The following is an 8,993-nucleotide window of genomic DNA, read 5'->3' as shown; positions in this document are numbered from 1 at the left end:
CTACCCAGTAATAATTTGTATTTCAGGAATTTAAGCTTTTATTGGCTTAAGGCTCATCGCAAGATGGGCCTTTTTTTATGCGCTTTAGATCATAATATTTAATTATTGTAAAAATAGCCTAAGCAATAAGCCATATGAATTGATGAAAACAATCACAAAAAATAGTCTTTAATGACAAGAAGTGTATGATTTGATAAATTAAAGCCACTTGATAATAATAGGTGATACGATGAGATCTTTGGTTCTTGCAACTTTATCTGGTTTAGCTTTGATGGGTTGTGCATCTGTTCAGCAAGCACCGAATACACAAGAAACTATTCGTTATGCTTCTAGTCCATGCTTTGGCGCATGCCCAATCTATTCTGTAGAAGTAACACCTACGGGTTTAATTCGTTTTGAAGGCAAGCAATACACTAAAGCTATCGGTGTTAAAGAAATTCAAGGTAGCGTAAAAGATTATAAAAAACTTGCAGATGATCTAAAAGCTTATCGTCCTGAAACAGGTACACAATCTAAAACTGCGGGTTGTCAGCAAACGGCAACTGATATGTCTAGCTATTACATTTCATGGATTCAACCAAATGGCACGGAAACAAAATTAAGCCATTACACAGGTTGTATGTCTCCTGCAAATAATAGATTGAATAAAGTCATGGAAAAGCTGCCTGAACAATTAGGCATTAAAGATCTAATTTAATGATAAAAGCCCCAAAATATTGGGGCTTTTTCTTGTTAAGAAGAATTATATACTTGAGAGTTTTGTTTTAAGTATTTCTAAAAGAATCAGCGTACAATACAGATTATAAAAACATATATTGTTAAGAGTGGTTATATGTCAAATATTGTCTATGCCTTTTTGGGTGGTTTGTTACTCGGCATCGCAACAGTTGGATATTTATATATAAATGGTCGTATAGCTGGAATTAGTGGATTGCTTGCTCAAATCATAAACCCTACTAAAGACACCTTTAAAAGTTCTGCATTTTGGTTCATTGCGGGATTGGTAATTACACCTTTCATATATGGCTATTTTTATCAGCCTGAAATTGAAATTAAAGCCGACACATATGCACTTATTTTAGCAGGTGTAATTGTGGGCTTTGGAACACGGCTAGGATCTGGTTGTACAAGTGGCCATGGTATTTGTGGCATGAGCAGGTTATCAAAACGTTCGATGATAGCGACAGCAGTTTTTATGTTTGCTGGCATGTTAACTGTTTATATCATTCGTCATGTGTTGGGGTAATCCTATGAAAAATATCTTTGCTTTTATATTTGGTAGCTTGTTTTCATTGGGCTTAATGATCTCTGGCATGTCTAATCCTGAAAAAGTTTTAGGGTTTCTAGATATATTTGGTCAGTGGGATATCAGCTTAATGTTTGTAATGTTAGGTGCTATTGCTGTGGCATTTATTCCGTTTCAAAAGGCTATAAAAAGACCTAAAACACTTTTTAATGAACAAATTCAATTACCAATGAATACACAGATTGACCAAAGGTTAATTGTCGGGGCTTTTATTTTTGGTATAGGCTGGGGAATAGCAGGCATATGTCCAGCTCCTGCTTTAACACTTATTGGATTAGGATATTTTGAAGCACTATATTTTATTGTCGCAATGTTATTAGGAATGTTTATTTACCGAGTTTTAAATAAAGGAAATTAACTTATGCAACAACCTCTAGTAAAAGATTTTTTTGATGAAAATACTAATACTTTTAGTTATGTTGTTGCAGATTTAGCTACACGTCAATGCGCGATTATTGATAGTGTGCTTGCCTACGACGCAGCTTCAGCGACTACGAAAACAACCAATGCTGATCTGATTATCGATTATGTTTTAGCTCAAAACTTTAAAGTGCAATGGATTTTAGAAACCCACGTACATGCAGACCATATGACTGCTGCCCAATATTTAAAATCTAAATTGGGTGGCACAATTGCCATTAGTAAAAAAATTTCAGTGGTACAAGAAACTTTTTCTGCTATCTATAATTTTGATTTTAAAAAATTTAATAAAAATCAGCCTTTTGATTGTTTATTTGAAGATTATGAGCATTTTAAAATAGGGGATATAGCAGCCTATAACATTCCTACGCCAGGGCATACACCTGCTTGCTTAAGCTATGTAATTGCTGATGCTGTTTTTGTGGGTGATACTTTATTTATGCCTGATTATGGTTCGGCTAGATGTGACTTTCCTAAAGGGAGTGCTGCTGAGCTCTATGACTCGGTACAAAAGCTTTATACACTTCCTGATAACATGCGTATGTTCTTGTGCCATGACTATAAGCCAGAAGGTCGTGATGAATATGTCTGTCAAACAGATATAAAAACTCAAAAGCAAAGCAATATTCATTTAAACCGACAAGTTTCTAAAGAGTCATTCATAAAAATGCGCCAAGAAAGAGATGCTATTTTGGCAATGCCAAAATTAATTCTCCCTTCAATTCAAATTAATATGAACGGTGGAAATTTTCCGGAACCTGAAGCGAATGGTATCCGTTATTTAAAAATTCCATTTAATTATTTTTAGAAATAGCCTAAGCAGATTCATTCAATCACGACCGCTCGGCAAAATAGCCTAAGCAAATAATAAAATTTATCCTATCAAAATAGCCTAAGTAAGATTTAAAGAACTTGTCTTAAATCCCGCGAAGTCTCTTGCAATAAAGGCAAAATGTGTTGAATTAAATATTCTTCAGTTGTTTTCATGGTTGGAGAAACAATGTTTAAAGCTGCAACAACTTTAAAGTCTTGCCCATAAATAGGTACGGCGAGTGCGTGAACGCCTAATTCATGTTCTTCACGTGAATAACACCAATCTTGTTCTCGAATCTCTTGTAGTAACTCTAAAAATTTATCGTTTTCAATATGCGTATATTTGGTTAAACGCTGTAGTGGGTATTTTTGAAGCCAGTCCAATTGTTCTTCTTGGCTTAAATGTGCCAGTAAAATTTTACCCGCCGAGGTCGCATGAGCAGGTAAGCGATTACCCAAGTGTAGGCCGTATGGATTTACTCGGTCAGTTTGTTGGTGTGCCGCACTACGTGCAATGGTAATGGCTTCATAACCGTCAAGTACCATCACTGAATAAATAAGAGAGGTTTGGTTAGTTAATAGGTTTAATAAAGGCTGCGATACTTTTGGAAGTTGGGCTGCACCTAAATAAGCCCCCGAAAATTTCAGGACTTTGGGGGTTAAATAGTAATAGTGACCATCTGACTCAAGATAGCCTAGATATTCTAAAGTTAATAAATGACGTCTTGCTGCCGCTCGGGTAAGCCCGGTTTTTTCGGCTGCCATAGAAATATTTAAACGATGTTGATTACTACTAAAGCTATCTAAAATCGCCATTCCTTTACCAATGCCAGCAATATAATCTTCATGACGAATCGTTTTTTTGTTGTCCTGATTCTGGATTATCCGTTCATCTTTACTCATTACTGATCCTTGTACGATAGAAGCTTAGTAGATCAATTTGCTTTACTGAAAAATTTTAATAATTTCATGTCGCAAAAATTGATGCCTTAAATTATCCCTTAAATCTTCATGCCAAAACATCCCCATTTTGATATTGGTCATCTCAAATGGGAGTGAATGCAAACGAATTTCCGAACTATAGGATAAATGCTGCAAAATCATTCGGGGCATAGTCAATATTGCGTTGGCTTGAGCTCCCAAAACTTGTAACGCCGTTGAGTAGTTTTGACAGCGCATGAATACATTTCTTGAAATTTTTTGATGTTGGTTTAAATAAATATCTTCAAGTAAAGCACCCGTACGGCGTGACGAAACACCGATGTGTCGACCATTGATATAACTAGATAAATCGACTTCTTTAAGTTGACTGCAAATGACGAACTCATCTGTTACCAAATGATCAAAGGTAATTTTTGGAGATAAATATTGTTCTAGGTCAATCACGAAATCGAGCTGCTGCGTCGCTAAGTCCGCCATAATATGTTTTCGATCTAGCTTCATACTCACAAACTGCAAATCTAAATTAAGATTTTGAAAATGTTGAGCAAGTCTTGGAAGAATAATAGGCTCAATTTCATCATGCACGGCGATTTTTAAGTTCTTTAAACTGGTTGGATCAAAGACATTTTTCTGCTGGCTAATATTTTGAATGGTTAAAAGCGCTTGTTTAACAGTCGGATAAATCTGCTCTGCAAAAGGCGTTGCAGACATTTTATTGCCTACACGTATAAATACATCATCTTCAAGTTGCTGACGTAAACGCTGCAAAGCATGACTTGCTGCCGATTGAGTAATATTGAGACTGCTTGCTGCGTTTGAAATACTTTTTTGTTCATAAATCGCGATAAATAGTGGATATAAATTGATATCAATCCGGTGGAAAAAACTTAAGTCTAGGCCATGCAGGTTATGAATATTATTCATGAGGTGTTATTTAATAAAATCATTTCATTCATATTAAGTTTCAAGTTATGTTGATGTAAAGACAAGATAATGATGTAAAGGAAAAAATAATGTTTGAACTTTCAAAAACAGCTCAGGATTTTGCTGAGCGAACAAGAAAATTTATTTTAGAAGAAATAGAACCCGTTGAAGCAAAATTTTGGGAAGAAGTTCATGAATTAAATCCAGATGGGAACTGGAAAAAGTGGCAGTGGCCTGAGCTTTTAGAAACTTTGAAATCTAAAGCAAAGCAAGCTGGTCTTTGGAATATGTTTTTACCAGATGAAAAGCTGGGGGCAGGGTTAACTGTTCAAGAATATGCGCACATAGCTGAATTAACTGGCCGTAGCTTATTGGCACCTACCGTTTTTAACTGTAATGCACCAGATACGGGAAATATGGAATTGTTATGGCGCTATGGCAGTGAACAGCAAAAACAACAATGGTTAAAACCTTTATTGGACGGAAAAATTCGTTCGGTTTTTTGCATGACGGAACCCGATGTTGCGTCAAGCGATGCAACTAATATGCAAGCAACTGCACTCATAGACGGTAATGAAATTGTTTTAAATGGCAAAAAGTGGTGGTCGTCTGGCTTAGGTGACCCAAATGCTAAAGTCATTATTTTTATGGCACATACTCCAGATGAAACTAAAGACCGCCATCACCAGCACTCTATGGTTTTAGTACCGATTGACACGGCGGGTGTCAAAATTCAACGGATGTTACCTGTGTTTGGCGACTACGATGCGCCACATGGACACGGTGAGGTTCACTTTAATAATGTTCGAGTGCCTCTTGAAAACTTTATTGGTGGTGCGGGCCAAGGTTTTGAAATTGCTCAAGGCCGTTTAGGACCCGGGCGTATTCACCATTGCATGCGCTGTATTGGTGCTGCTGAAAAAGCTTTAGAATTGATGATTGACCGTGGTATGTCTAGAACGGCGTTTGGCAAAGAAATTATAAAACTTGGTGGGAACCTTGAACGGGTAGCTGATGCGCGGGTAGCGATAGATCAAGCTCGGCTTTTAACCTTGTATGCAGCTTATAAAATGGATACTTTAGGGAATATGGCCGCTTTAACAGAAATATCTGCAATTAAAGTAGTGGCTCCGAGTGTTTTAGAAAAAGTAGTCGACATGGCGATTCAGCTACATGGCGGTGCGGGCCTTTCGAGAGATACACCATTAACGGGTTTCTTTGCTCAAGCACGCAGTTTACGTTTAGCTGATGGTCCAGATGAAGTACATAAAGGCATGATTGCCAAATTAGAGTTGGCCAAACGTGGTTATTTCGGTCGTCATAAGAAAGTATAAGTTTAAAGGAAGTGAAGATGTCGGTAATTGATATAGGCGGTGAAGTACGTGAAGGTGAAGAGCTTGATATTGGGGCAGTTGAAAACTGGTTAAAAAACCAAGGTGTTGATTTGGTTGGTCCAGCAGTCGTTACTCAATATACGGGTGGGGCGTCGAATTGGACTTACCGTTTAAAGTATGAAAATACCGATTTAATTTTACGTCGTCCTCCAAAAGGAACAAAAGCGAAGTCGGCCCACGATATGGCCCGTGAATATATGGTGCAAAAAAACCTTGCGCCTTATTATCTGGTGCTTCCTAAAATGGTCGCACTTTGTCAGGATGAATCGGTCATTGGCTGTGATTTTTATGTCATGGAACGCATTGAAGGCATTATTCCTCGTGCAAAATTACCGCCTGAGCTTGGCTTTAATGAAGAAAATGTTCATGAGCTTTGTGTAAATGTGCTTGATAAGCTGATTGAGTTACACCAAGTTCCTTATGAAAACACGCCTTTAGCTGAACTAGGCAAAGGTACAGGATATTGCCGTAGACAAGTTGAAGGCTGGGATAAGCGTTATGAAAAGGTCCGAACGCTCAATGTTCCTTCATTTAAGTATGTTCGAAAATGGTTGAAAGATAATGTCCCTCAAGATTCCACGACTTGCATTATTCATAACGATTGGCGATTTGATAATGTGATTTTAGATCCAGAGCATCCAACTGAAGTGATTGGCGTGCTGGACTGGGAAATGGCAACGCTGGGTGATCCATTAATGGATTTAGGCAGTGCTTTAGCCTATTGGGTTGAACCTACGGATAATATGATTTTCAGATCGACACGCCGTCAACCTACCCATTTAAAGGGAATGTTCTCCCGTAAAGAAGTTGTTGATTATTACCTGCAAAAAACAGGTTTGAACCCTCAAAATTGGGCTTTTTATGAGGTATTTGGCGTATTCCGTTTAGCAGTGATTGCTCAGCAAATCTATTACCGCTATTACCATAAACAAACGCGAAATCCAGCTTTTAAAGATTTCTGGATCGTCATTCATGCGTTACATATAAGAGCTTTAAAACTTATTGGGCAGCAAAAAATTCAAGAATCAGAATTTGCTCAGCAATCTCTACAGAAAATACAGGGTATTTTAAGAAAATGACCACAATTTATCTGGTAAGACATGGACAGGCATCATTTGGTAAAAGTAACTATGATGAGTTGTCTGAAAATGGTGAGGCTCAAGCGACTTTATTAGGTCGTTATTTTAAACAAATATTGAAAGAGCAACCTTATGTTGTGGCCGGAACCATGCATCGCCACGAGCAAACTGCACAACTCGCATTAAATGAATGCTTTCCAGATGCAGTGATTAATCACAATAGTCTATGGAACGAGTTTAATCATCAGCAGGTTTTTGCACGCTATGAACCACGTTTTGAACAACCGGAATTGTTAAAAGCTGACGTAGCACAAGAACAGAACCCGCGTGCCTATCTTGCCAAAATATTTGAAGGCGCAATTGGACGATGGACTGATGGCGATTTTCATCATGAATATGATGAGTCATGGCCACATTTTAAAGAAAGAGTCGAAACAGCATTGCAGCAACTTTGTGATGAGTTATCGAAAACTAAACCTCGCTATGCTGTCGTTTTTACCTCTGGTGGTGTGATTTCTGTAGCAATTGGAAAATTGCTTGAACTCAGTCCTAATCGAACTTTTGCTTTGAATTGGGCAATTACCAATACAAGCCTCACGACTTTGCGTTTAGTTGGAAATGAAGCTCAGGTTTTAAGTTTAAATGAACATCATTTTATAAAAGCTGAGCGTCCAGATTTACTGACATGGATTTAAAATAAGGATAAAAGCATGGCGAAGACAATTTTAATTACAGGTGCAAGTTCTGGATTGGGCGCGGGTATGGCACATGAATTTGCAGCCAAAGGCTATAACTTAGCGATTTGTGCACGCCGTTTAGACAGATTGGAAGATCTAAAAACTGAACTTGAAAATGAGTACGGTATTAAAGTAATTGCAAAAAGTCTGGATGTCACCAATTACGATCAGGTCTTTGAAGTATTTCGCGCCTTTAAACAAGAGTTTGGCTATTTAGACCGAATTATTGTAAATGCTGGAGTTGGCAATGGCCGCCGTATTGGTAAAGGTAATTTTGAAATTAACAGAGCTACAGCTGAAACAAACTTTATTTCTGCTTTAGCACAGTGTGAAGCAGCAGTTGAAATTTTTAGAGCACAAAACGCGGGTCATTTGGTGGTGATGTCATCCATGAGTGCGATGCGCGGATTGCCAAAACATTTATCGACTTATGCTGCAAGTAAAGCCGCAGTTGCTCACTTGGCTGAAGGTATTCGCGCTGAATTGTTAGATACCCCAATTAAAGTCTCAACCATTTTCCCAGGCTACATTCGTACTGAAATGAATGAAGGTGCTAAACATTTACCTTTTGAGGTAGATGCCAAAACAGGATGTAAAGCTTTAGTCAAAGCTATCGAAAAACAACCTGTAAAAGCATATGTGCCACAGTGGCCATGGTTACCAATGAGTATTGCCATGAAGGTTTTGCCTTTAAGATTGGTTAATAAATTAGGATAAAAAATCCCCCTAAATTTTAGGGGGATTTTTTAATTAAAACTTTTTGGTGTAATTGACGAATAAACGATCTTCACCAAAGTCATTGCCATGTTTAACGTTGTAATCAATACGAATATATTGCAGGGCAACACCTTTTAAGAATGGTTGCTGAAATGCGTAGTTTAAAATCACATTCGACTCAGTCTCGTGGTTTTTCTCACCATTTGCTGCTTTAAAGTCATGTCCGTAAACATATTTCACCATCGCATTTAAACCGGGTACATAGTCCTTAAAGTCGTAGCCATACATTACATGGTAAGACTTTTCATCTTCTTTAAAGAATCCGGTAGCGTTCCAGTTAATGAAATAAGTTTCTGGTAAGAAGCCATCTGGTAGCGGGTAAGCGGACTCACCGATAATTTGCTGGTAACCCAAACCAAAGGTATGGTTTTTTACTTTAACTGTTTCAAGTAATCCAATGTTCTGCGCATCAATATCAAAAGTATTGCCGTCATTTTTTGCATTGAAGTACTTAAACTTAGAGGTAAGAGCGAAAGTTGGTTGCTTCCACGTATGTTCAAGTCCTACATAGTGTTTGTTATACAGATCTTCCAAATTGCCAAAATAATATTCGCCCTTTAAAGACGGCGTAAATTGATAGCGCAGGTCAATGTAGTTAAGG

11 protein-coding genes are annotated in these 8,993 nt (G+C 37.7%); 8 read left to right on the top strand and 3 right to left on the bottom strand.

The window, feature by feature from the left end; translation table 11 throughout:
• The first annotated feature begins 238 nt into the window (after positions 1-238).
• The 4 genes from NL42_RS15115 to NL42_RS15100 all read left to right on the top strand — a co-directional run bounded on the left by NL42_RS15115 (position 239) and on the right by NL42_RS15100 (position 2,534).
• Entirely contained in the window at positions 239-697 is a 459-nt protein-coding gene (locus NL42_RS15115) for a DUF6438 domain-containing protein (protein ID WP_080645698.1), read from the top strand.
• Between the two features lie 135 nt (positions 698-832).
• Positions 833-1,246: a YeeE/YedE family protein gene (locus tag NL42_RS15110; RefSeq protein WP_461313362.1), complete on the top strand. Its 414-nt coding sequence runs from the start codon at positions 833-835 to the stop codon at positions 1,244-1,246.
• Between the two features lie 4 nt (positions 1,247-1,250).
• Positions 1,251-1,664 (top strand): DUF6691 family protein, encoded by a 414-nt coding sequence (locus tag NL42_RS15105; RefSeq protein ID WP_045431291.1) that lies wholly within the window; start codon positions 1,251-1,253, stop codon positions 1,662-1,664.
• A 3-nt stretch (positions 1,665-1,667) separates the two neighbouring features.
• Positions 1,668-2,534, top strand: coding sequence for an MBL fold metallo-hydrolase (locus NL42_RS15100; RefSeq protein WP_461313361.1), 867 nt, complete (start codon positions 1,668-1,670; stop codon positions 2,532-2,534).
• A gap of 95 nt (positions 2,535-2,629) precedes the next feature.
• Here the strand turns inward: NL42_RS15100 and pcaU are convergent, their stop codons facing one another.
• On the bottom strand, positions 2,630-3,442 hold the full coding sequence (gene pcaU / locus NL42_RS15095) for an IclR family transcriptional regulator PcaU (protein ID WP_003652006.1): 813 nt from the start codon (positions 3,440-3,442) through the stop codon (positions 2,630-2,632).
• A gap of 42 nt (positions 3,443-3,484) precedes the next feature.
• Positions 3,485-4,405 (bottom strand): LysR family transcriptional regulator, encoded by a 921-nt coding sequence (locus NL42_RS15090; protein WP_461313360.1) that lies wholly within the window; start codon positions 4,403-4,405, stop codon positions 3,485-3,487.
• 89 nt (positions 4,406-4,494) lie between these two features.
• Between NL42_RS15090 and NL42_RS15085 the strand changes: the two genes are divergently transcribed.
• Genes NL42_RS15085 through NL42_RS15070 form a run of 4 tightly spaced genes read left to right on the top strand, consistent with a single transcriptional unit; the run spans position 4,495 to position 8,332 of the window.
• Positions 4,495-5,739, top strand: coding sequence for an acyl-CoA dehydrogenase family protein (locus NL42_RS15085; RefSeq protein WP_461313359.1), 1,245 nt, complete (start codon positions 4,495-4,497; stop codon positions 5,737-5,739).
• Between the two features lie 17 nt (positions 5,740-5,756).
• Positions 5,757-6,878 carry a phosphotransferase family protein gene (locus NL42_RS15080; RefSeq protein WP_461313358.1) on the top strand — a complete coding sequence of 374 codons (1,122 nt, stop codon included), beginning with the start codon at positions 5,757-5,759 and terminating at the stop codon, positions 6,876-6,878.
• Entirely contained in the window at positions 6,875-7,573 is a 699-nt protein-coding gene (locus NL42_RS15075; RefSeq protein ID WP_461313357.1) for a histidine phosphatase family protein, read from the top strand. Before NL42_RS15080 ends, NL42_RS15075 begins: the two co-directional genes overlap by 4 nt.
• A 15-nt stretch (positions 7,574-7,588) precedes the next feature.
• Positions 7,589-8,332, top strand: a complete 744-nt coding sequence (locus NL42_RS15070; protein WP_461313356.1) for an SDR family oxidoreductase — start codon at positions 7,589-7,591, stop codon at positions 8,330-8,332.
• A 33-nt stretch (positions 8,333-8,365) separates the two neighbouring features.
• Here the strand turns inward: NL42_RS15070 and NL42_RS15065 are convergent.
• Positions 8,366-8,993: OprD family outer membrane porin (locus NL42_RS15065; protein WP_461313355.1), on the bottom strand; the 628-nt coding region annotated here is incomplete at its 5' end.

The organism is Acinetobacter sp. GN11 (genome assembly GCF_054823985.1).
Note: the sequence above shows the minus strand (reverse complement) of the source record. Positions and strands in the feature narration are given on the sequence as shown.